This is a genomic window from Neorhizobium sp. SHOUNA12A (assembly GCF_023006505.1).
Taxonomy (GTDB): domain Bacteria; phylum Pseudomonadota; class Alphaproteobacteria; order Rhizobiales; family Rhizobiaceae; genus Neorhizobium.
Window position 1 is genome coordinate 119,899 of record NZ_JALBGV010000001.1, and the last position, 25,650, is coordinate 145,548.

The window sequence follows — 25,650 nt, forward strand, 5'->3', positions numbered from 1 at the left end:
GAGATTATCCCGGCCACTCGGATGTCAGAGCTTTTGCGGAAACGCGATCACTTGGCAGCCTTCACCGCTTCCGGCAGGCGCTTCAGCGCTGCTTCGGTGGTCAGCTGGCCGTTGAGGTGCTGGGTGATGACGTCAAGCATGGCTTCCTTGATGGCGGCCGGCTGAGCGTAACCATGGGCGAGCGAGCCCATCAGCGTACCCTTGGAAGAAGCTTCCGTCAGGTCCGCCATGCCCTTCTTGCCGCAATCGTCGAACTTTTCGTTCGAGACGTCGGTACGGGCAGGAACCGAACCCTTGACCGTGTTGAAGGCGATCTGGAAGGCTGGATCTTCGACGGCCGATGCCATCTTGAACTGAGCCTTTTCGGCGTCGCCGCCAACGTTGAACATCATGAACTGGTCGGCGTTGAAGAGGACCGAGCCCTGCGTGCCGGGGAAGCGGATGCAGACGAAGTCCGTGCCTGGCTTCTTGTTGGCGCGCAGCCACTCGCCCTTCGACCAGTCGCCCATTTCCTGAGCCCCGGCCTTGCCTTCGATAACGAGGGCCGTCGAGAGGTTCCATTCGCGGCCTGAGAAGTTCGGGTCGAAATAGGTGCGCAGCTTCGACATCGTGTCGAAGACCTTCTTCATAGTGTCGCCGGAAAGTGCTGCCGGATCGAGATCGAGAACGGCCTTCTTGTAGAAGTCCGGACCGCCGGTCGAAAGCACGACGGCTTCCCAGAGCGTGCCGTCCTGCCACGGAACGCCGCCGTGAGCGAGGGCGGTGAGGCCCTGGCCCTTGAAGGCGTCGAGCAGCGTGATGAGTTCGGCGATGTTGGTCGGAACCTTGCCGCCGGCCTTGTCGAGTGCAGCCTTGTTGATCCACAGCCAGTTGGTGGAGTGGATGTTCACCGGAGCAGCGATCCAGTGGCCATCATACTTCGAGAAGTTCTGGAGAGCGGCCGGGATAACCTTGTCCCAGCCTTCCTTCTTGGCGAGGTCGTCGAGGTTTGCGGCGACGCCCATTTCGGCCCAGTCCTTCAGGTCGAAGCCGAGAAGCTGGACGGCGGTCGGCGGGTCGCCGGCCGTGACGCGGGCGCGCAGCGCGGTCATGGCGGCGGAACCTGCACCACCGGCAACGGGCATGTCCTTCCAGGCGACGCCCTGCTTCTGCAGGTTTTCTTTCAAGACGTTCAGCGCTGCTGCCTCACCGCCCGAAGTCCACCAATGCAGGACTTCGACCTGTTCTGCGGCCTTGGCGGCACCGGCGGTCATGGCGATAAGTGCCGCACCGGCGGCAAGTTTGGCAATCATTCGAATATTCATTGAGAATCTCCCTTTGCATCCGGGCTCCTCTCCGGATATGGCGATTTATAACGATATAATTGCTGTCGGTGTCAACCCGGTCGGAGGAGTTTTTGATATCTGGGTGACCGCAGTTAACGTGATGAAAAAACTTGCAAATTTATCGAATGGCCAAATTTTCCTCAGGATCCGAGAAAAATCCCTGGCGACTTCCGCAGGATTTGCAACGATATAGATGAGGCTCGCTCCGGTTTTTGGGCGGGAACGGAGGAGAAGAGGATATGTCGCTGGAAGACCTGGGGGACAAGGGTCGGCGGGCGAAGTCGCAGCGGGCAACCGAAAAGCCCCGCGTTGATGCAAAGCCTACCTTGAAGACGATCGCCGAACTGACGGGACTCGCGGTCACGACCGTATCGCACGCGCTTGCCGATGCGCCGCAGATCGCGCTCGAAACCCGTCAGCGCGTCCGCAAGGTCGCAGCCGATATCGGCTACCTGCCGGACCGGGCAGCGCAGCGCCTGCGCACCGGCCGCACCAATGTCATCAGCCTGGTCCTCGATCCGCACGAGGAAATCCTCGGCTATGCCACCTCGATGATCAACGGGCTGACCGAAGCCCTGCGCGGCACGGCCTATCATCTCGTCATCACACCGCATTTTTCCGATACGCCGCAGATCGACCCGGTGCGCCACATCATGCGCAACCGCATGGCCGACGGCATCGTCTTCACCCGCACCGAACCGGCGGACGAACGAGTCAAGCTTTTGATGGAGAACAATTTTCCGTTCATCTGTCACGGCCGAACCGAGCTTGCCACGGCTCACCCATACGTCGACTACGACAATTACAGCTTCGCTTACCAGGCCGCAAAAAAGCTGATCGCCGCAGGGGCGAGAAGGCTCTCGATCATCCTGCCGCCAGAGCGCTTCACCTTCGCTCATCATCTACGTCACGGCTTCATGACGGCGGTGCGCGAGGAAGGCGTCGGCTTCGAGATCGCCAAGGGCGTCACGCTCGACAGCAAGTCGGACGATATCCGTGATTATCTGTTCCGCCGGATGGCCGAGCCTGAGCGCCCGGACGGTTATATCTGCGGTGGTGAAGTGTCGGCGCTCGCCGTCATGGCATCCGTCTACGACCACCAACTCGAACTCGGCCAGGATATCAGGCTGGTGGCCAAGCAGACGTCGGGCCTGTTCGACCAGATCCGCCCCCGCGTCGAGACGATCTATGAGGATCTGACAGAAGCGGGCCTGCTGATGGGCAAGCTGCTGCTGAAGCGGATTGCCGGCCCCGCCCCCATCGCCGAATTGCAGGCGCTCCAGACGGTTTGACCGCCCGGAGCGCCGTCCGCATGACCCGTCAGGAAGTCATGCGAAGAGTTTCAGCGCCGCGCTGTCCGCGGCTTCTCAGTCCTCCTCGACGAAGACCTGCTCGCGCTTCTTCTTCACACTCGGCAGGAAGACGACGATGAGGACGAGGGCTGCGAGGAAGAGGAGGCCCGCGCTGATGGGACGCGTGACGAACGTCGTCGGATCTCCCCGCGAAAGGATCATCGCCCGCCTGAGGTTCTCTTCCAGCAACGGGCCGAGCACGAAGCCGAGCAGCAGCGGCGCCGGTTCGCAGCGGAGCTTCACAAGCGCGTAGCCGATGAGGCCGAAGAAGGCGACGGCGTAGAGATCGTAGACGTTGGAATTGACGCTGTAGACCCCGATGGCACAGAAGGCCATGATGATCGGGAACAGCACGTAATAGGGGATGGTTAGCAGCTTCACCCACAGCCCGATCAGCGGCAGGTTGAGCACCACGAGCATCAGATTGCCGATCCACATCGAGGCGATGATGCCCCAGAACAGTGCCGGCTGTTCGATCGCGACGTTCGGGCCAGGAACGATGCCCTGGATGATCATCGCGCCGACCATCAGCGCCATGACGGGGTTCGCTGGAATGCCGAGGGTGAGCAGCGGGATGAACGAGGTCTGAGCGCCGGCATTGTTGGCCGATTCCGGACCGGCGACGCCGGCGACCGCGCCGTGGCCGAATTCTTCCGGATGTTTCGAAACCTTCTTTTCCACCGTGTAGGAAGCAAATGCCGCAAGGATCGCGCCGCCGCCCGGCAGGATGCCGAGGATGGAACCGATGGCCGTGCCGCGCAGGACCGGTCCGACCATGGCCCTGAAATCCTCGCGGCTCGGCATCAGGCCGCTAACCTTGGCCATCAGGACCGAACGGGTCTTTTCGTTTTCGAGATTGCGGAGGATTTCCGCGATGCCGAAGACACCGACCGCGACCGCCACGAAGTTCAACCCGTCCGCATATTCACGGATGCCGAGGGTGAAACGCGGGGTGCCGGTGTAGATGTCGGTGCCGACAAGGCCGAGCAGCAGGCCAAGCGCGACCATGGCAAGCGCCTTGAGGATCGAACCGTGGGCAAGCGCGATCGAGGATACGAGACCGACCACCATCAGCGAGAAATATTCCGCCGCCCCGAACTTCAGCGCGATCTGGGTGAGCGGCGGCGCGAAGATCGCCACCAGGAAGGTCGAGACCGTGCCGGCGAAGAAAGAGCCGATCGCGGCGATCGCCAGTGCGGCGCCGGCCTTGCCCTTGCGCGCCATCTGGTAACCGTCGATGGCGGTGACGGCCGACGAGGATTCGCCCGGCATGTTGATCAGGATCGCCGTGGTCGATCCGCCGTATTGCGCACCGTAATAGATGCCGGCGAGCATGATCAGCGACGAGACCGGCTCGAGTTGGAAGGTGATCGGCAACAGCATGGCGATTGTCGCCGTGGCGCCGATACCGGGAAGCACGCCGATCAGGGTGCCAAGCAGCACGCCGATCAGGCAGAAGAACAGGTTCTCCAGCGACGTCGCTGTCGCAAAACCCAGCGCGAGATTATTGAACAGATCCATCACTCAACCTCAATTACCGAGCCATGGCCCGAAACGGCGGAACGGGAGGCCGAGGCCGTAACTGAAGACAGCGACCGAAAAGAGGGTCAGCGCCGCCGACAGGACCAGTGCCATGAGCGGTTTCATGCGTCCCGAGGCGAAGGACGCAATCAGCGCGGTGACGAAGATCGACGGCACGAAGCCGAGGCCACGGACTGTGAGCCCGAAGAAGATCGGCGCCGGCAGGATGAAGAACATGCCGCGCCAGGCGAGCGCTCCGATCGGCCCTCCATCCACCCGCATCGACTGGATGAGGATGATCGCGCCGAACAGGACGAGCGCGCAGGCGAGGATGAAGGGGAAATAGCCAGGCCCCATGCGCAGGGCCGTACCCAGTTCGAGCTCGAACGACTGGTAGGCGAAAAACAGGCCCGTCGCGATCAGCAGCAGCCCGCAGATCAGATTGGCAGTGTCGAATTTCAAGGAATTCATGGTGTCTCCGATGGGCTGGAGGAGGCACGGGCAGAGGGGGGTTGCCCTCATCCTAACCCTCTCCCCGCTTGCGGGGAGAGGGAACGTGCCCGATCCATCGTCCGAGGATGGCGGTAACGGTGCGGCATATCCCTTCTCCCCGTCAGAACGGGGAGAAGGTGGCGGCAGCCGAATGAGGGCGGCCGCCGACGGACACCTCAGTCCGCGTACTGGCCGGCGGCCTGGATGACCGGCTTCCAGCGAGCGATCTCGCCTTCGAGCTTGGCCTTCAGCGCCGCCGGGGTGACGTCGTTGTCGGGCGAAGGCACGGTGCCGAGTTCGGCGAAGCGGGCGGCGACGTTCGGGCTCTTCAACGCAGACTTGAGAGCCTTGTTGAGCTTGTCGACCGCATCCTTCGGAGTGCCTTTCGGCGCATAGAGACCATGCCAGATGCCGACCTGCATGTCCGGAAGGCCCGCTTCCTTGACGGTCGGGATGTCCTTCAGGACGCCGAGACGTTCCGGAGAGGTGACCGCATAGGCCTTCACCGTACCGCCCTGGATCTGCTTCGTGGTGTTAGTGGTCTGGTCGCACATGATATCGACCTGACCGCCAAGGAGATCGGTCATCGCCGGACCGGTGCCCTTGTAGGGGACGGTGACGAGCGACGTCTTGATCGAGCTCATGAACAGCATGCCGCACAGATGCGAGGCGGCACCGATGCCAGCATTTGCAACGGTCACCTTGTCGCTGTTGGCCTTCGCATATTCGATGAGACCCTTGAGGTCGTTCGCCGGCATGTCCTTGCGGGCGAGGAGCGTCATTGGAACGTCGGTGACGAGGCCGACATAGTCAAAGGCGTTCAGCGTGTCATAGGGCAGCTTGCGATAGAGCGAGGCACTGGTCGCCATGCCGATATGGTGCAGGAGAACGGTGTAGCCGTCCGCTTCGGCATTGGCGACGCGCGCCGCGCCGAGGGTGCCGCCGGCGCCGCCGACATTTTCGACGACGATCTGCTGGCCGAGATCCTTCGACATCGACTCGGCGACGAGACGCGCCACCGTGTCCGTCGGGCCGCCGGCCGCAAACGGTACGATCATGGTGATCTGGCGCTCGGGATAACCCGCGGCGTTGGCGGAAGCGGAGAAAAGGGAAAGCGCCGCAAGAGCGGTTGCGCCGATAACGGCGTTCAGGATTTTCATCGGGCTCCTCCAGGATGAAATGTGGACCAGTGGACGCCCAAAATTTCCTCCGGCGCCAACCTGAGCACTATTTGCGGCAGGGCGCGGAGCACGCGCAATCGTTGTAGAAGCCACAAAGCGCCATTTCAGCGAATACCGCGACGCAGCATGGGTGGATTCGGAAACAATTCGCAAAAAGCATGGGTGGATTTCCACACATGCAGCTCGCAATCAGCGCTCCCTGTCATCCTGCAGCATGTGTTCCGGACCGAGCAACTTCTTGTCCAGCCCGTATTTCTGCATCTTCTCGTAGAGCGTCTTGCGCGAGATGCCGAGGGATTCGTAAACCGGCCTGAGCGCGCCCCCATGAGCGGCGATCTCGCCGGCAATCAGGTTACGCTCGAAAGCTGCAACCTTGTCTGCGAGCCGCCCTGCCCCATCCTTTGCGCCGCCGGTTTCGCCCGGCTTCGGATCGAGCCCCAGCACCAGCCGATCGGCAGCATTGCGCAGTTCCCGGACATTGCCCGGCCAGTCGCGCTGGGCGATGGCGGAGGTCACCTCGGCCGGTACATCCAGGTCCTCGCGGCCATACCGCGCCGCGGCCTCCCGCACGAGTTGGAGAAAGAGCAGCGGAATATCCGCCCGTCGCTGTGCCAATGACGGCACATGGATGGTCGCCACGTTGAGCCTGTAAAGGAGGTCGGCGCGGAACCGGCCCGCCGCCACTTCCGCTTCCAGATCCACCTTGCTGGTAGCGATAAAACGCACGTCGAGCGGCACGGTCTCATTGGAGCCGAGCCGGGTGATAACCCGCTCCTGCAGCACGCGCAGGAATTTCGCCTGCAGGTCGACTGGCATCGAGCCGATCTCGTCAAGCAGGATCGTGCCGCCGCGGCCGTGTTCGAACTTGCCGTAGCGGGGCCTGAGCGCGCCTGGAAAGGCGCCGGCCTCATGGCCGAAAAGCTCGCTCTCGATCAAGTTGTCGGGAAGAGCCGCACAATTGATGGCGATGAAGGGCTTGTTGGCGCGAGAACTGATGTCGTGCAGCGCCCGTGCCACCACTTCCTTGCCGGCGCCGGTTTCTCCGATGATCAGCGTATCGGCATCCGTGGCGCCGATGGCACGGATCCGGTAGCGCAGATCGACCATGACCTGGGTGCGACCCGGAAGCCGGGCTTCGACATCGTCGCGCTTGCCGGCGACGGCCCTTAAGCGGCGGTTTTCCAGCACCAGGCTGCGCCGGTCGAGCGCACGCCGGATGATGCCGGCGAGATGTTGCGGCGTGAACGGCTTTTCGAGAAAATCGTAGGCGCCTTCCCGCATGGCCTTGACCGCAAGCTGCACGTCGCCATGACCGGTGACCAGGATGACCGGGATCTCCGCATCGAGCTCGCGGATCTTCTGAAGCAGCGTCATGCCGTCGGTGCCCGGCATGCGGATATCGCTGACGACGACGCCATCGAAGCCGAAACCGGTCAGTTCCAGCACATGATCGGCATTGGAAAAGGTCTGGACCGACAGGCCGAAAAGTTCCAGCGCCTGCGCCGTCGAACGGCGCAGTTCCTCCTCGTCGTCGACCAGCAGAACTCTTTGCTCGCTCACTCGGCTGCCTCCAGAAGATTGCCGTCGGAAACTTCGAGTTCGATCAGGAAGACCGCGCCGCCGTCCGGATGATCGGCAACGCTCAAGCTGCCGCCGAAATCCTTGATGATGTTGTAGGAGATCGACAGCCCCAGCCCCAGACCCCTGCCGACACCTTTGGTCGTGAAGAACGGATCGAAGATGCGTTCGTGAATTGCCGCGGCAACGCCGGGCCCGCGATCGCGCACCGAGACCAGAACCTTGCCATCTGCCTGGCTGGCGGAGACGGAGATGCGCCGGTCGTCAAGGCCTTCAACGGCATCGGCGGCATTGGTGATGATGTTGACCAAAACCTGCTGGAGACGCACCGCGCCTGCCTTCACCGCGGGAATATCGAGATCGATCTCAATGTCCAGTTCTGCATCCGCCGCCTTCAGGCGTGCCGCGACGATCTCCAGCGTGTCGCGCATCACATCGTCGAGCGCGACAGGCCCGAGCTTTTCGTTCGGCTTGCGGGCGAAGTTGCGCAGGTGTCGGCTGATCGAGGCCATCCGGTCGATGAGCGCTGAAATGCGCCGGACATTGTCCCGCGCCTCGTCGGTCCGTCCGAGATCGATCAGCACGCCGGTCGTCTCCGCATAGGTCTTGGCAGCGGCGAGCGGCTGGTTGAGTTCGTGCGACAGGGCCGCCGACATCTGGCCGAGGCCGGCGAGCTTGCCGGCCTGGATGAGGTCCGCCTGGGTCTGTCTCAGCCGCTGTTCGGTGAGCCGCCGTTCGGCGATCTCCTCCTCGATGCGGCTGTTGACGCGGGCGAGATCGGCGGTGCGCTCGGCGACGCGGTGCTCCAGCTCGTTGCGCGCCTCGGCTTGCAGCGTCAGGCGTTCGTTGAGCCGCGCTCGGCGCTGGAGGACAATGGCGAGTCCCAGACCTGCAAGGCAGAGCGTCAGAAGTGCTGCAACCGTCGCGGTCTTTGCCTGGGTATGGACCGAGCTGGTATCCATCAGCACGTTGACGGTCCAGCCGGCATCCGGCATCGGTTGCGATACGACGAGATATTCCTTCTCGACCCCGCCATCCCGGATGGTCATGACATCGCGTCCTGCGAAGCTGCCGCGCTCGACCGGCAATTCGCGGAGCTTGGCGTCCGCGTATCGCCGCGACGCCTCCGTGCGGGCGATCCGGTCGGGCGTCAGCGGCAGGATGCTGGCATAAAGCCATTCGGGACTGCCGGTCATGAAGATGATGCCCTCGGGATCCGAAACGAAAATCCGATCGTCGCCGCCGCCCCAGGAGGCTTCGAGGTTGTCGATATCCACCTTGAAGACGATCACCCCGCGGATGGCGCCGCCGATCTCGATCGGCGACCCGAAATAGTAGCCGCGCTTCAAAGACGTCGTGCCGAGCGCATAAAAGCGCGACTGGCGGCCCTCCGCCGCATCCTGGAAATAGGGTCGATAGGTGAAATTCTCGCCGACGAAGCTGACCGGGCTGTCATAATTGCTGGCCGCGATCGTCTCGCCGTCCATGGTCATCACGTAAATGTCGGAGGATTTCAGAACCCCATTGATCTCCTTGAGATAAGTGTTCGTTGTCGCCCGCAGCGTCTCGTTCTTCGGATCGAGGATCAGCGCCTCGATATTCTGCTGGTCGGCGATCAGAGCCGGCAATGCCTCGTAACGCTTCAGATGGCCGTCGAGCGCCGACACCGCCAGGCGCAGCGTTGTGCCCGCCTGGATCTCGGCCTCGTCGATATAACCCCGCGCGAGGATATCGCTGCCCTTGAAGACCAGCGCAACGCCGATCGCCGCAAGCAGGGCCAACGGCAGAAGAATGCGATATCTCAACAGGTCCGGTTTCCTCCGCTCATTTCCCGCCCGGGCTGACGGGAAAACGGCATTCTAACCACTGCACTGCTGATTTCCATAAAATCCTTCCGGCATGGGGCTGGCATGTAGCCGGCATCTCGGATCATGGTCGCTACAGGCGTTTAAAGGCGCCGGCGTGCGTGATCGGATCGTGCAAGCATTCCTCGTATCGTCGTGATAATTTCCACCTGCTGCTTGACTTCACGACTGATCGTGCTTCGATCACAGGCGCAAATGGGGAAAGCCACAAGGGGGTTTCAATGGTCTATCTACTCGCACTTTTGATCGGTGTCGTCGCCGGCCTGCGCGCCATGACCGCACCTGCCGCAATCGCCTGGGCCGCCTATCTCGGCTGGCTCAACCTCTCCGGCTCCTGGCTCGCCTTCATGGGCACCATCTGGGCCGTTGGCATCTTCACCATTCTTGCCGTCGTCGAACTGGTCACCGACCAGCTTCCCTCGACGCCAAGCCGCAAGGTGCCGCAGCAATTCGGCGCCCGGCTGATCATGGGCGCGCTCACAGGTGCGGCGATCGGCACGCCCTATGGCGGCTGGATCGTCGGTCTCATCGCGGGCATCATCGGCGCCGCAATCGGTACCTATGGTGGCGCCGCCGTCCGCGCCAAGCTGGCCGCCAGCTTCGGCAAGGATCCGCCGGCCGCCTTCATCGAGGACGCTGTCGCGATCGTCGCGGCCTACATCATCGTCGCGTCCCTACCTGTCGCGGCCGCAGTATGAAAAGCTTCGACGCTATCATCATAGGAGCCGGCCAGGCCGGTCCCTCACTCGCAGGACGCTTCAACGATGCCGACAAGACGGTTGCGATCATCGAGCGCAAACATGTCGGCGGCACCTGCGTCAATACCGGCTGCAAACCGACCAAGACGCTCGTCGCCAGCGCTTATGCCGCCCATCTCGCCCGCCGCGGCGGTGACTACGGCGTGGTGCTCGACAGCCCGGTGAAGATCGACATGCCGGCCGTCATGCGGCGTTCGCACAAGGTGACGCTCGATTCGCGCCACGGTAACGAAAGCTGGCTCGAGGGCATGCCGAACTGCACGCTGATCCGCGGCCACGCCCGGTTCGAGGATAAGAACACGATCCGCGTCGGCGACGAACTTCTGACCGCGCCGCAGATTTTCCTGAATGTCGGCGGCCGTGCCGCAATCCCGGATTTCCTGGGCGTCGATGACGTGCCCTACATGACCAATAGCGATATCGTCATGCTCAATCGGGTGCCAAAACATCTGGTCATCGTCGGTGGCAGCTATATCGGGCTGGAATTCGCGCAGATCTACCGCCGCTTCGGCGCCGAGGTCACCGTCGTTGAAAAAGGCCCGCACCTTGTCGGCCGCGAGGACGAAGATATTTCACAGGCGATCCGCGAGATCCTCGAAGCCGAAGGCATTCATATCCGCACCGGCGCCGAGTGCATCCGGTTCCGAAAGCATGAGGACGGCGTCGCCGTCGGCGTCGACTGCACCGACGGCGCACCGGAAGTGATCGGCTCTGATGTGCTGCTCGCCGTCGGACGACGCCCGAACACCGATGATCTCGGCCTCGACAAGGCCGGCGTCGAGCTGGATGCGAAGGGCTACATCAAGGTCGGCGACGACCTCTCGACCAATGTCGAAGGCATCTGGGCGATGGGCGACTGCAACGGCCGCGGCGCCTTCACCCACACCGCCTATAATGATTTCGAGATCATCGCCGCCAACCTCTTCGACGGCGAGAACCGCAAGGTCTCCGACCGGCTGGTCGGTTACGCGCTTTATATCGACCCGCCACTCGGCCGTGTCGGCATGAGCGAGGCAGAGGCGCGCAAGTCCGGGCGGAAGGTCCTGGTCGGTCGTCAGTCCATGGCAAGGGTCGGCCGCGCGGTCGAAAAGGGCGAAACGCAGGGCCTGATGAAATTCGTGGCCGATGCGGACACGCACGAGATCCTCGGTGCCGCGATCCTCGGAACCGGCGGCGACGAATCGATCCACGGCGTGCTCGACATGATGAATGCCCGCGCCACCTACGATACGCTGCGCTGGGCGGTGCCGATCCATCCGACGGTCTCGGAATTCTGGCCGACCGTGGTGCTCGGCATGAAGCCGATCTGAGCCTCTTTTGGACACGATTACAATTTTATCGATCGCCTGAAGCGACCGGCAAGCATTTCCGTTTATGACCGGGCGCATCAGTGTCCCTGTTCATGATGGAAACAAATGTGCGGTTTTGCGGGGTTCGTCGGTGAGGCATACGGCTCCGGAAATCCGGAGGCCCTGTTGTCTTCCATGGCACACGCGATCGCCCATCGCGGACCGGACGGACAAGGCATTTTCACCGCTCCCGGCCTCGGCCTTACGCATGTCCGGCTGTCGATCGTCGGGCTTTCCGACGGCCAACAGCCGATGACGGATGCCGAGGCCCGCTTTACCATCGTCTTCAACGGCGAGATCTTCAACTATGTCGAACTGCGCGACGAGTTGAAGGCGCGCGGCCTAACCTTCCGCACCGGCAGTGATACGGAAGTCCTGCTCCAGCTTTACGCGATCTATGGCGAAGCCTGTCTCTCGCGCCTCAACGGCGATTATGCCTTCGCCATCTGGGATCACCGCGAGCGCCGGCTGATGCTCGCCCGCGACCGGATGGGGGTCAGACCGCTCTTTTATACCGAGCACAAGGGTTCGCTGTATTTCGCCTCCGAGATCAAGGCGCTGCTGGAAGTGCCGGGCATCGAGGCCGAACTCGATCCCGTAGCGCTCGACCAGATTTTCACGCTCTGGACGCCGATCGCGCCGCGCACCGCTTTCAAGGGCGTTATCGAGCTCGAACCCGGCCACCTGATGGTCGCCAGGAACGGCCGAACCGAGACCCGGCCCTATTGGGTGCTCGATTTTCCGGATGCGGGCGATCACGCCGAAGCCGACCAGTCTGTCAGGGAAGAGGAATTGCGGGCGCTGTTGACCGATGCGACGCGGCTGCGCATGCGCGCCGACGTGCCGGTTGGCGCCTACCTCTCCGGCGGACTGGACTCCTCGCTGATCGCGGCACTCGCCGCACCGATGGCTCCGAATGGCCTCAACACCTTCTCCGTGACCTTCGACGATGCCGAGCACGACGAAAGCGCCTTCCAGCGACAGGTCGCAGAAGCGCTCGGCACCCGTCATCACGCCGTCGCCAGCGGCTCGGCCGATATCGCCGCAAATTTCCCGGATGTGATCCGTTTCACCGAGCGGCCGGTCCTGCGCACCGCCCCTGCCCCGCTCTACCGCCTCTCGGGCCTTGTCCGCGATGCGGGCATGAAGGTGGTGCTGACCGGCGAAGGCGCCGACGAAGTATTCGCCGGCTACGACATTTTTCGCGAGGCGCGCGTGCGCCGTTTCTGTGCCCGCCAGCCGGGATCAAAAATGCGGCCACATCTTTTCCGCAAGCTCTATCCCTATCTGCCCGGGCTAAAGCAGCAGTCGGCGGAATATCTTGCCGCCTTCTTCGGCGCCGGCAACGATGCGGCCGACGATCCGCTGTTCTCGCATCGCCCGCGCTTCCGCTCGACGGCGGCCGCCAAGATCTTCTATTCCGACGATCTCCGCGCCACTTTGGGCACCTATGATGCCGCCGAAGAACTTGCCTCCCGCCTGCCGGAAAACTTCGGCCGCTGGCACCCACTGCATCAGGCGCAATATCTCGAAAGCCGCTTCCTGCTGCCCGGCTATATCCTGTCGAGCCAGGGCGACCGCATGGCGATGGCGCATGGTATCGAAGGCCGCTTCCCCTTCCTCGACCACCGATTGGTGGAATTTGCCAGTCGCCTGACGCCGGGCATGAAGCTCAAGAGCCTCGACGAGAAGCACATCCTGCGCCGTGTCGCCGGGGACCTGCTGCCCGATGTCATCAGCAAGCGTCCGAAACAGCCCTACCGCGCACCGGACAGCCGTTCCTTCATCGGTAATAACGCGCAGGCCTATGTCGGCGAGATGCTCGGCGAACAGGCAATCGCTGCCTCCGGTCTCTTTAATCCGAAGGCCGTCGCAAAACTCCATCAGAAATGCCGCTTGGCCCCGGTCTCCGGGTTTCGCGACAACACCGCGTTTGTCGGCATACTGTCCACCCAGCTCTGGCTGAAGGGTTTTACCCGATCCGCTGCGGACGAGACGCATCCCGTTCGTAAGGCTGCTTATTAGCTCTTGAAAATCTTCAATTAACTTAAAATTCACGACAATTCGGCATGATCGCCAGAGTGTGTCCAATTGTAGGTTCTTTCGCTGTGGCGGGAGAGCGGAGGTAGTCCATGTACGAGCCGAAGGAGCCACATACTCGGCGGTCGGCATCGGCCCGGGCGTTGCGTTATCGCAGCGACTATCAGAGCTCACTCCTGAACCACCCTCTCCTCGAAGAGGAAGAACCCGAAGAACAGCCCCCCGCGCGCCATCCGCCTCGTCCTTCTTCAGCACCTGACTATCGACCCCGTTCGGATTATCATCGCCATCCGCTCGCCTATGAACGGGAAGATGACGACCGGATGCGATACGAGGACATTCCGTTTGAAAAACGGATCGAGGCACAGCTTCACAGCCTGACGGATATCCATTTCACCGATATCATCCGCTGGCTACGCAAGGGCTTTCTGCGGATCATTGCCGCCGCGATCCTCGGCGCCGTGCTCGCGCTGCTTTACGCCGCCATTGCCTCGCCGCGCTATACGGTCAGCACCGAGATCATCATCGATCCTTCCAACCTCAACGTCGTTTCCGACGATGTCTTCTCCGCCAACCCGCAGCGGGACTCCCAGCTTCTGGAGGTCGAGAGCAAATTGCGGGTGCTGACGTCTCGCAACGTGCTGACCAAGGTCATCAACGATCTCAACCTCACCGAAGACCCGGAATTCAACCGCCCCGGACGGCTCGACGGCCTGCGCAACCTCATTTCGTCGCCGTCCGCGCCCGAGGACAGGCAGTTGAGCGTCCTGCGGCAGCTCGAAAAGCAGGTTACCGCGACCCGCGACGACGGCTCGTTCGTCGTCGTCCTTTCCGTATGGACGGGAGACGTCGACAAGTCGATCAAGCTGTCGAACGCGATCGTCTCGGCCTTCGAAGGCGAACTGTTCAAATCCTCCTCGGCCAGCGCCGGCCAGCTTGCAATCGGCCTCAACAGCCGGCTCGACGAACTGCGCCGCTCCGTCACGCAAGCCGAGGAGAAGGTCGAGCAGTTCAAGCGCCAGAACGACCTGCAATCGACGGCCGGCGAACTCACCAGCACCCGTATTTCCGGCGCGCTCGACACCCAGGTTCTCGACGCCCAGCAACGGCTGATTCAGGCCGATACCCGCTATAAGCAGCTGCAGGCGGCCTATGCCGACAGGCGGGTTGCGAACTCGGCTGTCTTCGACTCTGCCACCATGGTCACCCTGCGCGCCAGCTATAGCGCCTTGCAGCAGCAGATCAGCTCGATGACGCTCGTCTATGGCGCCCGCCACCCGCGCCTGGTCGCTCTGCAGTCTGAACTTGCCTCCGTCGATCGCGCGATCTCAGAGGAAGCTGCCCGTCTTCTCCAGTCCGCCAAGACCGATGTGGATCAGGCAAACAACGCTCTTCAGGAACTGCGCCGCAAGTCCGACGCTTCGCGCTCGACCGTGTTTACCGAAAACGACGCCCAGGTGCGCCTGCGCGAGCTTGAGAGGGATGCCCGTTCCAAGGCAGCCGTCTACGAAACCTATCTGTCGCGAACGCACCAGATCAGCGAACGTCAGCAGATCGATACCAGCAATGTCCGCGTGATTTCGCCGCCGGTGCCGCCGCAATCGAAGAGCTGGCCGCCAAGCTCGCTGCTGCTGATGGTCGGCGGCGCTTTCGCCGGCGCCGTTTTCGGCGTGCTGATGGCACTCACATTCGGCCTGTTCGGCCATATGCGCGAAGCCGGCCGCGAATTCGCCTGAAGCTTCTACTTCTTCGGAACCAGCGCCTCGTGCAGTTCCGGCAGCCACGACTTGGTGGTGGGGTCCCAGGGGCCGAATTCGTGCGACGCGAAATCCCAGTAGGCCCAGCTCATGCCGCGTTTCTCGACCTCTTCCCGGATGATCCGAGTATAGGTCACCCGGTCGGGATAATAGGCGAGCGAATTGGAGCCGAACTCACCGACGAAAATCGGGCGATCGTTCTTTTTCCCCCACTCGACCGCCATGTCGAGAGGCGTCCTGATCTCCTCGATCTGCGCCTTTTCGCAGCAGGCCGTTCCGAGCCAGGGTCTGGATCCTTCTATCCAGCTGGCGCCCTGCATCGTGAACTTGAACGGTGCGTAGTTGTGTATGGTGACGATCAGGCGGCGGTCGTCGGCCGGGATTGCGAACTTATTTAGCCCCCAGGCAGTGCTCCACTCTGCCGGATCGACAATCAAGAAGCGGTGGGGATTTGTCCTGCGGATCATCGCAAGCGCCTGGGCGAGCAAATCGTTCCAGACCTCCTCCGTCTTGCCGTGCGGTTCGTTGTAGATCTCAAACAGCACCTTGTCGTTGGGCAGGCTCTGATATCGCCGTGCAAGCTGTTCCCAGATCGACAGGAAACGCTCGCGGCTCTTCTCAACACCGATCGCGACCTCCTCCGCCTCCAGAGGATCGCCATCCATCTCATGATAATGGTGGAAGTCGATGATGATATTGAGACCCCGGGACAGTGCGTTGTTGATCGCAAAGTCGACGCGCTTCATGAAAGGCTCGTCGAGCTTGTAGGGCTCCGAGACGGCCGTATGGCTGCTGAAACGGACTGGCAGCCGAATGGTCTGGAACCCGCCCTCCCTGACTGCCGCGAACAGCTCCGTGGAAAGCCGCCCTCCCCAGGCGCCCTCACTCGGCGCCTCCAGCGTTCCCCCGAAATTGACCCCTCGCCCCAGCGCCTTGGCTTGATCGGCCGCGGTCAGTCCGGCGATTTCGGGCGCGCGGGCGTCCGAAAATGGTTTCAGCACGAAATTCTGCGCCTGCGCACCGGCAATCCCGAGCGCCATCAGCATCAGAGATCCGGCAAGCCGCGCCACCATCCTCAGCATTCAAGATCTCCAGTCGTCTGTAAAAGAGCGCCGTCGGATTGCTTCATGACGGGCAAAGTCCGGTTCGACGCAGGTAAGGTCAAGCAACCGGGCGGAAGTTTATCCGGTTATGATGAACGCCCGGAATATCACACGGCCGCACTTTCGCGTCGCGGGCCCTCCAAACCAGACGCCCAATCGCTCTCGACGAACCTCGCAGCAGCCGTTGCCGGGATATGGATGCTGGCGAGATTCGGCGGTTTCTGTTACGATTCGCGCGCGAAGAGAACGCGGCGGCGGATGGATGGCGAGAGACACGGACGAAGTTGCGTCTTCTGGAAATTTTGGCGCAGCGTTACTGTTTTGCTGCGTCGGGTGCTTCTACTGGATCACCCTGACGCCTTTCGTCGACACCAGCCTTAATCCTGCCCTCGCGAAGCCTGCTCTCTGGAGCCAGCTGCTCGCCTATATGCTGTTCCTGATCGTGGTTGTCTATGCGATGACCCCGAGGGTGCGGAGCGTCATCTTCCAGCCCCGCCTGCTGCTTGCGTTGGTATTCGGATGGCTGTTTCTGACGGCGGCGCTTTCCGTGGATCCTCTCGGGGCCGTGCGGCGCGTCCTGATTGCCCTCACCGTCTGCATCAGCGCCAGCGCATTTCTGATGTTGCCGAAGGGCGAAAACCAGTTTGCAAGGCTGGCCGGCGGCGGCGTGATGCTGATCGTCGGCCTTTGTTATTTCGGAGTGCTGTTTCTCCCGAGCCTCGCCATCCATCAGCTGACCGATTTTCTCGAGCCCCAGCATGCGGGGCGCTGGAAGGGAATTTACGTCCAGAAGAACGAGACGGGCGTCGTCATGGCGCTCTCCTGCTTCGTCGGCATCTATCTGATGTCGGCCTGGTCTCGGATCATCGGGCTGCTCCTGATCGCGGCAAGCTGCCTGTTCCTGCTGAAGACCGGTGCCAAGACTTCGACCGCGATGCTGCCGGGCATCTTCCTCCTCAGTATTTTCTTCGAGCGCTGGCGCTGGATCCGCATTCCCGTCGTCTTCGGCGGGGTCGGCCTGCTCAACCTGGCCACCGTCGGCGTGTCCACCATCGCGCCGCTGCGGGAGATCGTCGCGGCAACGGGTATCGACACCACCTATACGGCACGCGCCGATATCTGGCGGCTGGCGCTGGATGCTATTGCACAGCATCCGATCACCGGTTATGGCTTCGGCTCGTTCTGGGGCGCAGAGAGCCTCGTCAACAGCGATATGCGCACCTTGAATTGGGCCGTGCGCGCGGTGGATGCCCACAATGCCTATGTCGATGCCGCCATGAACGCCGGCATACCGGGATTGATATTGATGGTGATATGGGTCTTGGCTACTCCCCTTAAAAATCTGGCGGCAATCGACGCCGCAAAGAATTTCACGCCGCTCACGAGGCTTTTTTTGAGGATCTGGCTTTTCTCGATCTTTCTGGCTTGCCTCGAAAGCATCTTCCTCGCACGGTCGGGACCGATCTGGTTCACGATGATGGTTGCCATGTTCGGCCTTGGCTACCAGGCGCGCTACCGCATCATAGCCTCCAGGAAGGCGGAGCCTGCGTATGGACCAGCGTACGCCTGAAATGTCTGAGCAAGCACCTGCAAAACAACGGCGAACCTCAGTCTTCGGCATCGAGTTCTCCACCTGGGACGCCGGCAGGATCGTCGATGCCATCGTCACTGAACCGGTTCCTGCCGGAGAAGGCCTACGGCTGCTGGTGACCGCCAACCTCGATCACATCGTGCAACTGAACAGGAATGCCGCCTTCAAGGCCGCCTACGACAAGGCCTGGCTGACAACTGTCGACGGAGCTCCCGTCTTCCTCTATGCGCGGCTGCGTGGGCTCGACGTCCCCGGCCGCATCACCGGCGCCGATCTGTTCCCCGAGATCATCGAGCGCCTGAAGCCGGGCATACACCGGCCCCTGCTTTTATGCTCAAGCGAAACCACCGCTGCTATCCTGGATGAAAAACTGCGCGCGCTCGGCCTTTCCGAACACGTCATCGTCACGGCACCGCCGGCCTTCGAGCGGAACGAGGTGTTTGGCCGGGAATTGGTGTCCAAGCTCCGGGAAAACCGGGTGACCCATATCTTCTTCGGCATCGGTGCCCCGAAGTCCGAGATCTGGATGGACAGGCACCGCGCCGATCTTCCCGATTGCTACGGCTTCGGTTTTGGCGCCGGGCTCGACTTCTATGCCGGCGTCAAATCGCGTGCTCCGGTCTTCCTGCGGAAAGCTGGGCTGGAATTCCTCTGGCGCGTGGCGACCGAACCGCGCCGCCTGGCACGACGATATTTCGTCACGTCCTGGGCGTTCTGCTGGGCCGTCTACAAGGATCTGACGAGCGACCGCCCGGACACGGATAAGACCCGTTAGGCGACCCCAATCCGCTTCAGCGTATCGATCACGGTCTCGACCTTGATGCCGCGCCGGCGCACCTTGTCGACCACTTGCGAGAAGAAAGCCGGCGAACAGCCGATATTCGTCGGGTCTTCACGCACGTCGTGGGTATAGAAGATCAGCCAGCCGCAGCGCCGCTCGACGTCGTCCAGCATCCTGTCGATCGACGCTGAGTTGTTGCTGCAGTCATAGAGTTCCTGCGCTTTCAGATGGGCGAGATCGATGAGGCCGGAATTGGTGCCGACCTTGATGCCCCGCAAGCCCGGATAGTGGTGCATCAGCGCCAGCTTGGATGGAACCGAAATCATCCCGAAAGGATAAGCGAACGAAACCGGCCTTGCAGAGCCGACGATCCGGGCGATCTCTTCATCATTCCGCCCGACATCGGCCATCAGATCACGACGCGGCGTCTTCTGGACGTTGATATGGCCATGCGTATGGCCGCCGATCTCGTGTCCCCGGTCCGAAAGCGTCGCGACCATCTCCTCATCGACGATCAGCTGGCCGTTTTCGACGCGCTGCATCAGGCCGCTCGCGAGATAGAACGTGCCGAGCATGCCCGCATCCTCAAGAGCGGGCGCCGCATTTTCGAAGACCGAGACAGGAAAGTCGTCGAACGTGAAAGCAACGACAGGCGCATCCAGCTTCAACAGGTGCGGGCGAAAATAGACGTGCCGCCCGATCTTGCGGGATACGCCTGCCAGTATCTCCGAACCGGACATTTCCCAGAGTTTCGGCTTTTTCATCTACCCCCATCCATTGCAATCGGATCTCCCAGAGCCTGAAAACATAACCTCAAATACTTACGGTTGTCTCAACCTCAGGCACCGCAGAAATGGCACTTCCCGCTATCCCTGCGGCCTGAAGAAGATGAATGAACCTTTCGGCCGATTTCTCGACGCTGAACTCCGCTGCGCGGGCCTGGAGAACTGCGCTTTCGAGCGGGTGGTCAAGTGTCCCGGCCATGGCCTCCGCAAGCGCGGCCGCGTCGCCGACCGGCACCAGCCGCCCAAGCCTGCCGCCCTCCAAGATCTCGCGCGGCCCATAAGGCGCATCCGTCGCGACGACCGGTACGCCACAGGCCATGGCCTCGATCAGCGCGTTCCCCAGCCCCTCGTGCGAGGAGGACGATACGAAAAGCGAAGCCTGCGACACGACAGACAACGGGTCTGGATCGTGTCCCGGCAGGCTGACATCCGCCGATAGGTTCCTGGCTTCGATCAAGGCTTCCAGATTGCCGCGCTCATCACCTTCTCCGACGATCGTCAGCCGCGCGGCGCGCGTCCGCCTGAGTTGCGCGAAGGCCTCGATCAGCGTCGCGTATCCTTTTTCCGGAGAGAGCCTGCCGACCGAGACGATGTGGCCCGGTTCCGGGGCGCGGCCAAGTTGTCCGATCCGCTGCCGCATCTGCGGTGTCAGAACGGCATTGGTTCCAAGATTGGCAACCTTCGCCGCCGGCACTCCAAAACGGTCGATGAGATCGTTTCGCGCACCCGCCGTCAGCGTCAGCACGAGATCGGCGCGCGGATAGGCAAACCGGATCAGCCTGTAGGCCAGCCGGTTCTGCCAGTAGGGATCACCCGTTCGTGCCTGCAGGGGGCTTGCCACCTCCCGCAAGACGATCGATGGCCGCGTTTCCTTCGCAAGCCCTCGGGAGGCAAGGATCACCAGAACGTTCGCCGCCGCCTCGGAAGACACCAGCGCCCTGGGGCGCCCCGTGGCCAATAACCGTCTCAATGCCGCGGGCGCGAAGGCAAGGCGCAATTTGCGGCCATTGCCGAGATCGATGACAGGCACGTCGGAGCGAATCAGCTCCCGCAAGGGACCCGAACTCTGAAGCGTGACGATTGCGCTCGGAAATCCCTGGGCCTGCAATTCGTTCGCCAGCAGGATGGCGTCACGCTGAGCACCGCCGCCATCGAAACCGCGAACGAGAAAACAGATTCGGGCTGCGATCGGATCAACAATCCGAGAGCTATTCATAATCATCACATGCCCTATGATTATTGCGTTTGTTCCTGCTAAGGAAGGATCTGCATCACTCCCGGCAACGATCCGGCCTACCCTAGAGGGTTAGCGGTTAATTCTGACCAAATGCATATTATTGGGCGACGAAATTGAGCGATAGACATGCCTCGGTGTATTTAGCCTCGCGGGCGGCCTCGGCCATCATCAATCTCGTGTCGGTTTCCATCTTCACGCGCATGACCAGCGCCGACGTTTACGGCCAGTACATTATCGGATTTTCGATCTGCATGATGGTCTACAGCCTCGGCGTCCAGTGGATCGTATTTGCGCATTTCGGACGATACGACCCGAGGGAAGCCGATCGGCTCGCCGGTGCGCTACTGCTGGTTTCAGGGGTCGTGATGCTGCCGGCGGTCGGCGCCATATACCTCTTCTACCTGTTTGGAACACTGCATGCCGATGTCGCGGCCAGCAGCAGCTTGCTGGTGGTTTGCTTCACCTTGTATTTTGTCGCAGTCGAAATCAGCCGCGCCCACCTTCTTGTCCGGCTTGTTGCCATCGCGACCATCGCCCGCAGCGTCTTCTCTCTACTGTTCGGTTTTATCGCCGTGCTCGAATTCGAGACGCCCGGCGCGCTGCTGGCGGGCGTAGGGCTGGGTTATGCGCTGGGTTCCGTGCCGGTTTTCCGGCATTTCAGCCGCACCATATGGGCGTCCGGCTTCGTCTGGCCGCGGAGCAGCGACGTGCGGCGGATGTGGCGCTACGGATGGCCGCTTGCCATAGCCTTCGGCGCTTCCGCAGCCGCCATGAATGTCGACCGGCTGCTCCTGGCAGGCCTCTATAATACCAGCACTGTCGCGCCTTACGGGACCGTGCTCGACCTCATGAAGCAGACCTTCCTGGTCCTGGCCGAGGCGATCAGCGCGGGATATATTTCAAGCGCCAAGAACCTTCACACCGAGGGAAAGGGCTCGGACGCGCGCCATACCCTCAAGCGCGCCTTCATTACCCAGTGCTATATCGTCATTTTCGGCACGGTATCCTTCATCCTGCTCGGCGACGTCGTCTTTGCGGTCTTGCTGGCTCCAAGCTATCTGCCGGTCGTCACCCAGATCATGCCGATCCTGCTCGTCGCAAATGCGCTTCTCGTCATGCGATCCCACTATTTCGGCCAGGTGATTTATTTCAGCGGGACAACGAACCTGGAACTGGTCGCGTCCGTCGCAATGTTGGCGGTCACCGGTACGCTGAGCTACCTGCTGATCCCTTCATATGCCGCAATGGGCGCCGCCATTGCCTTCACGCTCGGGCAGGCGGCGGCGCTGTTGATCTGCCTGATCTACGCGTCCGGAAACCTGCGCATGCCTCTCGACCTGCCGCGGGGCAGCCTGCTGCTGGCGCTCGGCATAGCTCTGGTGGCCGTCGGTAAGGGTGTCCAGTTCGTGGCGGCGGAGCCGGCTGCAAGCGCCGTCAACTTCGTGCTGATCGGCATCGCCAGCGCCTATATCGCCCTGCGCTGGAACCTGTTCGATGCCCGTTCGCTGCTTCAGCGTTTTTATCCGCGACGGGGCTAGCCGGCCTCGGAGCGCAGGAAATTCGTATACCGCTCCAGCATCAGCTCCCGGCTGTGATGCTCGCGATGCAATCGCGCGAAATCGCCGCGAAGCCACGCGTCCGGATAATTCGCAGCGAGGTCTTTGACCGCATCGGCAAGACCGGTCGCATCGCAGGGCGGATGGAACCGCGTCATGGATGCGTTTTCATGACCGTTGCCGATGCAAAGCACCTCGCGCAGAACCGGGAGATCGGACGCAACAACGGGTAAACCAGCCATCGAAGCCTCGACCCCTGCAAGGCCGAAAGTCTCCCAGATCGAGGGAAACACATAGATATTGCCGGCTCCCAGGATGTCACCGAGCTCATCCCGATCGATGGAGCCCACCAGATGGATGCGCTCAGCCACATCGAAGGCGCGCGCCTTGTCTTCAAGCGCCCCGCGGTTGGGGCCATCGCCGGCGATGATCAGGTGCATTCCGGGCAGCAGCCGGAGCGCCTCCACCAATACGCCGTGGTCTTTCTGATCCACCAGCCTGCCGGTCGCGACCAGCACGAATGCATCCGGCGGAATGGAAAGGCGCTGCCGCCAATCGACAGCTGTACGGGCCGGCGGAATGGGATCCACACCATGCGGGATCAGAATGAAACGCCGCCGGTAGGCGGCTGGCCATTTGCCGAACGAAGCGCTGGTCGATACGGAATTGGATACGAAATGGGTGAAGATTCCCGTTGAGCCGAACAGCCAGTCGAGCGCTTTCCAATGCCGGCGAATACCCTCGGGCGCTGCGGTGTGATGGGCAGCGCGCACAGGCACACGGCCGAGAAAGCCGAGGAATCCGCCGAAGACTGAGGCTGCCGCCTGGTAGGTGAATATCGCGTCGTACTTTCGGGAGAGGATGGCCCATCCGAGGTGCGCAACATTGCGAAGCGTGGCGACCCTCCCATGACCGGTATCGAGAGGCAGGGTCTGCACGTCGAAACCGCGGGCATGCAGTCCGGTTTCGACCATCTGCACGAGTGTCCGCACGCCGCCCATCTTGTCATGGGTGACGAGCTGGAGGATCCGCATCCCCGAAGGATTTAGCGTATCGGCAGCTTCTGGAAAAGCGGAGCTGAATTCGTGCCTCATGACCGGAACCTAGGGCTGAAATCTTAAAATCTGTGAAGAGAGATCATTCACATTCCTCCTATCCGATTTTTCGCGGATCAAAAACTCTCCTGCGCGGTTTTGCCTGATGAGCAAAACAGAAACAGGAGGCAGATCTCATGGCCAATGCCAGTTCGAAACGGATGGGCGCAGGAACGCAGGGAAAAAGCAGCGGCAACGGCGCCATGACGGACATCGACAAGAGGACTCTTCCTGAAAACAAAGTGCTGTCAAACCGCGACAAGGCGCAGCATTCGAGGGAACGCGGACTGGACAGCAAAATGGTACAGACCGAGCAGTTTCACGATCACGAGGCGAATCATCTCAGCGACTGAAGAAGCGCCTACATTCATGACTGTTTGAGAAAGGATCTTGAGCCTCAGCAGAGGGCGCTATTCGGCTTTCCGCCCTTGCAAAGTGGAAGAGAAGTAGTAGTCTTTAGCTACCACCGGCATAGGAGAAATAGAGCGCTGGCGACTGGAAGACAGGAAACGCTTTCGCCACCTTTTGGGAGGCTGAAAATATGAACGCAGCAATCCTGACCAATACTTTCGAACCGACGGAATTGGCATTCCTTCAACGCTTGTTCGACAAAATCTGTGCAGAGCGCGGACTTGTCGGCGGCAGCCTTGCCGCAAACAATCTCGCAGCGCAGATGATTCAGCTTTATCAACAGGGTGTGCGCGATCCACGAGATCTGCAGGTCTATCTGGACCCGGATGCACCCATAAGAACCTGATATTTCGTGCCAGCCGCAACCGCCGCGGCTGGCCACTATTCCCCTTCAGCGCTTCACGCTATCTCTTGGCCATCAGGTCCCGCTCGTCCCGCATCAGGAATACGCGGGTGATGGCATCGAGATTGGCTTCCAGCCAGTTCGCCATTGCGATCTCTTCGCCCAGAATGCGTTCGAAGACGGTCTTTGCTTCCATTTCATCGAGTTCGTCGGCCGCTGCAATCAGAACCCTGTAGCTGGCGATCTCCATGTGTTCGAAGGCATAACTTGCCATTGCTCCCTTGACCACCTCGTCACTGGTCAACATGCCGCCGACGCCCTGTGCTTTGGCCGCCAGCTTGGCCGCCATGTCCTTGAGTGCCAATGCGCTGCCGGTTCCGGAAAATTGATCCAGAAGCGCCTTCAGCGCCTGGGCGTGCTTCTCCGTCTCGTGCAGATGCTGGACAATCCTTGCCTTGAGGTCAGGATAGCTTTCGATCCGCCTGGATTGAGCGGAGAGCGTGATGATTGCCTGCTCCTCCATCGCATGCGCCGCACGCAGCCAGGCGAGGAAGTTGTCTCGGGCATGGGTCATTCGCTTCTCCTCGCAAATCGGTTGCCACCAGAACGCGGATGAATGGCAAGATGGCAGGATTCAACCCCCGAAAGCATCCGAAGTTCCTCTTCGCTTCAATGCGTTGGAACATTTGCCCCCATCTGCGAATTGTCCGGCGATAACTTCACCAGCACAGAGGCGAGATCATGTCACGCGAGACGAGGGCAAATTCGATCATCGGAGGCATTATTATAGTGCTCCTCTTGATGGCTGTCGGCTATTATTTCACCGGCACGTCGGATAATACGGCGCAGGCGCCGACACCTCCGGCGACCAACGATACCGCGCAGAAGCCGGCACCAGCACCGGCTCCCGGCACGGATCCGACGAGCACCGGCTCCACCAACCGGTAGGGCAATTCGCGAGGAACAATCGCCATGCCGGGTGGTTGTGGAATGAGTAACAGGGAGTTTTCCATGATACCCGATCCTCGCGAACCCAGCGAACGGCCGCCTATGCCGGCCCCTGTTTGGAAACCGGAACCCCCGATCGGCGAACCGGAACCGGACCGGCTGCCGGACGAGACGCCGCTGCCCAATCCGGATGAAAACCCCAATCCGCCAGTTTATATGCCGCCCGGCAGCCTGGCTTTCAGTTGAAGAGGTACCGGCGCCGAAAGCGCCGGCAGATCGACCATGAACATCCATAGCCATACGCATTCAGACCGTAGAGAAATGCAGAGCGAGAACAGCCAGAGACACCTGGCGGGCGGGCTTTGGAAACTGCTGATCGCCGCAATTCTCATCCTCCTCGGGCTCATCGTCGCGATGGAGGTATTGGGAGATAGCAACAACGGTTTCGTTGCCCCCAATCCAGCTCAGCAGACCGTTCTCGAATAACGCCTCACCTTGCACCCATCCGGGTCGGCACATGAACTCAACCTTGGAACAAAGGATAAAATCCGCGCGTTCATCTGTCATCCTATGACGAGGTGGC

General features: G+C 61.4%; 24 protein-coding genes. 12 read left to right on the forward strand and 12 right to left on the reverse strand.

Translation table 11 applies throughout. The annotated features are described in order from the left end of the window. Window positions 1–47: 47 nt before the first annotated feature. On the reverse strand, window positions 48–1,298 hold the full coding sequence (locus tag MOV63_RS00605; RefSeq protein ID WP_174479299.1) for an ABC transporter substrate-binding protein: 1,251 nt from the start codon (window positions 1,296–1,298) through the stop codon (window positions 48–50). Window positions 1,299–1,564: 266 nt separating this feature from the next. Here MOV63_RS00605 and MOV63_RS00610 point away from each other — a divergent pair, with 266 nt between their 5' ends. Continuing rightward, complete coding sequence (locus MOV63_RS00610) at window positions 1,565–2,617, forward strand: LacI family transcriptional regulator (RefSeq protein ID WP_247031068.1); 1,053 nt, start codon at window positions 1,565–1,567, stop codon at window positions 2,615–2,617. Window positions 2,618–2,692: 75 nt separating this feature from the next. Here the strand turns inward: MOV63_RS00610 and MOV63_RS00615 are convergent, their stop codons facing one another. The 5 genes from MOV63_RS00615 to MOV63_RS00635 all read right to left on the reverse strand — a co-directional run bounded on the left by MOV63_RS00615 (window position 2,693) and on the right by MOV63_RS00635 (window position 9,254). Further along, window positions 2,693–4,198 (reverse strand): tripartite tricarboxylate transporter permease, encoded by a 1,506-nt coding sequence (locus MOV63_RS00615; RefSeq protein WP_038545704.1) that lies wholly within the window; start codon window positions 4,196–4,198, stop codon window positions 2,693–2,695. Window positions 4,199–4,207: 9 nt separating this feature from the next. Further along, window positions 4,208–4,669: a tripartite tricarboxylate transporter TctB family protein gene (locus MOV63_RS00620; protein ID WP_038545707.1), complete on the reverse strand. Its 462-nt coding sequence runs from the start codon at window positions 4,667–4,669 to the stop codon at window positions 4,208–4,210. A gap of 197 nt (window positions 4,670–4,866) precedes the next feature. Then, window positions 4,867–5,850, reverse strand: coding sequence for a tripartite tricarboxylate transporter substrate-binding protein (locus MOV63_RS00625; RefSeq protein ID WP_247031069.1), 984 nt, complete (start codon window positions 5,848–5,850; stop codon window positions 4,867–4,869). Between the two features lie 210 nt (window positions 5,851–6,060). Beyond that, a complete protein-coding gene (locus MOV63_RS00630; protein WP_247031070.1) occupies window positions 6,061–7,431 on the reverse strand; it encodes a sigma-54 dependent transcriptional regulator in 1,371 nt (456 codons plus the stop codon). Next, on the reverse strand, window positions 7,428–9,254 hold the full coding sequence (locus tag MOV63_RS00635; RefSeq protein ID WP_258719067.1) for a sensor histidine kinase: 1,827 nt from the start codon (window positions 9,252–9,254) through the stop codon (window positions 7,428–7,430). Before MOV63_RS00635 ends, MOV63_RS00630 begins: the two co-directional genes overlap by 4 nt. 281 nt (window positions 9,255–9,535) lie before the next feature. Between MOV63_RS00635 and MOV63_RS00640 the strand changes: the two genes are divergently transcribed. The 4 genes from MOV63_RS00640 (at window position 9,536) to MOV63_RS00655 (ending at window position 15,197) form a co-directional block, all read left to right on the forward strand. After that, a complete protein-coding gene (locus tag MOV63_RS00640) occupies window positions 9,536–10,012 on the forward strand; it encodes a DUF4126 family protein (protein ID WP_247031071.1) in 477 nt (158 codons plus the stop codon). Next, window positions 10,009–11,382, forward strand: a complete 1,374-nt coding sequence (locus MOV63_RS00645) for an FAD-containing oxidoreductase (protein ID WP_247031072.1) — start codon at window positions 10,009–10,011, stop codon at window positions 11,380–11,382. Before MOV63_RS00640 ends, MOV63_RS00645 begins: the two co-directional genes overlap by 4 nt. Before the next feature lie 105 nt (window positions 11,383–11,487). Then, complete coding sequence (asnB, locus tag MOV63_RS00650; protein ID WP_247031073.1) at window positions 11,488–13,446, forward strand: asparagine synthase (glutamine-hydrolyzing); 1,959 nt, start codon at window positions 11,488–11,490, stop codon at window positions 13,444–13,446. A gap of 107 nt (window positions 13,447–13,553) precedes the next feature. Continuing rightward, window positions 13,554–15,197 carry a GumC family protein gene (locus MOV63_RS00655; protein WP_247031074.1) on the forward strand — a complete coding sequence of 548 codons (1,644 nt, stop codon included), beginning with the start codon at window positions 13,554–13,556 and terminating at the stop codon, window positions 15,195–15,197. A gap of 5 nt (window positions 15,198–15,202) precedes the next feature. On the opposite strand, the gene MOV63_RS00660 is transcribed toward MOV63_RS00655, so the two are convergent. Continuing rightward, window positions 15,203–16,300 carry a glycoside hydrolase family 5 protein gene (locus MOV63_RS00660; RefSeq protein WP_051899823.1) on the reverse strand — a complete coding sequence of 366 codons (1,098 nt, stop codon included), beginning with the start codon at window positions 16,298–16,300 and terminating at the stop codon, window positions 15,203–15,205. Between the two features lie 283 nt (window positions 16,301–16,583). Between MOV63_RS00660 and MOV63_RS00665 the strand changes: the two genes are divergently transcribed. Both MOV63_RS00665 and MOV63_RS00670 read left to right on the forward strand, forming a co-directional pair. Next, window positions 16,584–17,891 carry an O-antigen ligase gene (locus MOV63_RS00665; RefSeq protein WP_247031075.1) on the forward strand — a complete coding sequence of 436 codons (1,308 nt, stop codon included), beginning with the start codon at window positions 16,584–16,586 and terminating at the stop codon, window positions 17,889–17,891. Continuing rightward, window positions 17,872–18,687, forward strand: coding sequence for a WecB/TagA/CpsF family glycosyltransferase (locus MOV63_RS00670; protein WP_247031076.1), 816 nt, complete (start codon window positions 17,872–17,874; stop codon window positions 18,685–18,687). Before MOV63_RS00665 ends, MOV63_RS00670 begins: the two co-directional genes overlap by 20 nt. Here the strand turns inward: MOV63_RS00670 and MOV63_RS00675 are convergent. Next, complete coding sequence (locus tag MOV63_RS00675) at window positions 18,684–19,457, reverse strand: polysaccharide deacetylase family protein (RefSeq protein ID WP_247031077.1); 774 nt, start codon at window positions 19,455–19,457, stop codon at window positions 18,684–18,686. The two genes, MOV63_RS00670 and MOV63_RS00675, sit on opposite strands and share 4 nt — an antisense overlap. A 49-nt stretch (window positions 19,458–19,506) precedes the next feature. Continuing rightward, window positions 19,507–20,694: a glycosyltransferase gene (locus tag MOV63_RS00680; protein WP_247031078.1), complete on the reverse strand. Its 1,188-nt coding sequence runs from the start codon at window positions 20,692–20,694 to the stop codon at window positions 19,507–19,509. A gap of 134 nt (window positions 20,695–20,828) precedes the next feature. Between MOV63_RS00680 and MOV63_RS00685 the strand changes: the two genes are divergently transcribed. Continuing rightward, the gene (locus tag MOV63_RS00685) at window positions 20,829–22,253 is read left to right on the forward strand and encodes a lipopolysaccharide biosynthesis protein (protein WP_247031079.1); all 1,425 of its coding nucleotides are present in this window, start codon (window positions 20,829–20,831) and stop codon (window positions 22,251–22,253) included. Here the strand turns inward: MOV63_RS00685 and MOV63_RS00690 are convergent. Then, window positions 22,250–23,365 (reverse strand): glycosyltransferase family 4 protein, encoded by a 1,116-nt coding sequence (locus tag MOV63_RS00690; protein WP_247031080.1) that lies wholly within the window; start codon window positions 23,363–23,365, stop codon window positions 22,250–22,252. The two genes, MOV63_RS00685 and MOV63_RS00690, sit on opposite strands and share 4 nt — an antisense overlap. 137 nt (window positions 23,366–23,502) lie before the next feature. Between MOV63_RS00690 and MOV63_RS00695 the strand changes: the two genes are divergently transcribed. Beyond that, window positions 23,503–23,718 carry a hypothetical protein gene (locus tag MOV63_RS00695; protein ID WP_247031081.1) on the forward strand — a complete coding sequence of 72 codons (216 nt, stop codon included), beginning with the start codon at window positions 23,503–23,505 and terminating at the stop codon, window positions 23,716–23,718. A 188-nt stretch (window positions 23,719–23,906) separates the two neighbouring features. Further along, window positions 23,907–24,122, forward strand: a complete 216-nt coding sequence (locus MOV63_RS00700; RefSeq protein WP_038545737.1) for a hypothetical protein — start codon at window positions 23,907–23,909, stop codon at window positions 24,120–24,122. Window positions 24,123–24,180: 58 nt separating this feature from the next. Here the strand turns inward: MOV63_RS00700 and MOV63_RS00705 are convergent, their stop codons facing one another. Then, window positions 24,181–24,693, reverse strand: a complete 513-nt coding sequence (locus MOV63_RS00705) for a ferritin-like domain-containing protein (protein WP_247031082.1) — start codon at window positions 24,691–24,693, stop codon at window positions 24,181–24,183. A gap of 241 nt (window positions 24,694–24,934) precedes the next feature. Further along, window positions 24,935–25,132, reverse strand: a complete 198-nt coding sequence (locus MOV63_RS00710; protein ID WP_247031083.1) for a hypothetical protein — start codon at window positions 25,130–25,132, stop codon at window positions 24,935–24,937. A 1-nt stretch (window position 25,133) separates the two neighbouring features. Between MOV63_RS00710 and MOV63_RS00715 the strand changes: the two genes are divergently transcribed. Both MOV63_RS00715 and MOV63_RS00720 read left to right on the forward strand, forming a co-directional pair. Continuing rightward, window positions 25,134–25,313, forward strand: a complete 180-nt coding sequence (locus MOV63_RS00715; RefSeq protein WP_247031131.1) for a hypothetical protein — start codon at window positions 25,134–25,136, stop codon at window positions 25,311–25,313. Between the two features lie 36 nt (window positions 25,314–25,349). Beyond that, window positions 25,350–25,553, forward strand: coding sequence for a hypothetical protein (locus tag MOV63_RS00720; RefSeq protein ID WP_157885172.1), 204 nt, complete (start codon window positions 25,350–25,352; stop codon window positions 25,551–25,553). Window positions 25,554–25,650: the final 97 nt, after the last annotated feature.